This is a genomic window from Legionella steigerwaltii, assembly GCF_001468065.1.
GTDB classification, from domain to species: domain Bacteria; phylum Pseudomonadota; class Gammaproteobacteria; order Legionellales; family Legionellaceae; genus Legionella; species Legionella steigerwaltii.
Genome location: NZ_LNYZ01000041.1, coordinates 1 through 517, shown reverse-complemented (window position 1 = coordinate 517; position 517 = coordinate 1). Strand labels below are relative to the sequence as shown.

The following is a 517-nucleotide window of genomic DNA, read 5'->3' as shown; positions in this document are numbered from 1 at the left end:
CGTAGGGGAACCTGCGGCTGGATCACCTCCTTAAATTAAGAGCACTAAAGAGAATTAAAGTGCCCACACAGTTTGTTTTCGAAATGATGAAGAATCCTAAATACCTGGAAGGGTATGGTAAAATGCTCAGAAAGCGAGAGCAAAGCGCGAGCGAAAGCTAACGCAAGTCGAAGCATTTTTGCGAGAGATTTTGTTTTAATCAAGGCGCACATGCGAATGAATGAAGGAGCATACATCAGTATGTGACTGAGTGAGGGAGCATGAGCAACGCAGAGTAAAACAAAATATCGAAGTAAAAATTGGGGTCGTAGCTCAGCTGGGAGAGCACCTGCCTTGCACGCAGGGGGTCAGGAGTTCGATCCTCCTCGGCTCCACCAATTTAAGGGTTATTCATGGGTTTATTCAGATTAAAGTATTTTTTTGAGAGTACTTTAATCTGGAGTAACCAGACGTTCATTAAAAATTAGGGTAAATAAAGAGGTAACACAAGCGTCTTGTATTGTGAAAAGCATATAAT

1 tRNA gene is annotated in these 517 nt (G+C 42.2%); it reads left to right on the top strand.

Annotated features, from left to right (window positions below):
* The first annotated feature begins 301 nt into the window (after nucleotides 1-301).
* Nucleotides 302-377: transfer RNA gene (locus Lstg_RS16270), tRNA-Ala, on the top strand.
* The last annotated feature ends 140 nt before the right edge of the window (nucleotides 378-517 follow it).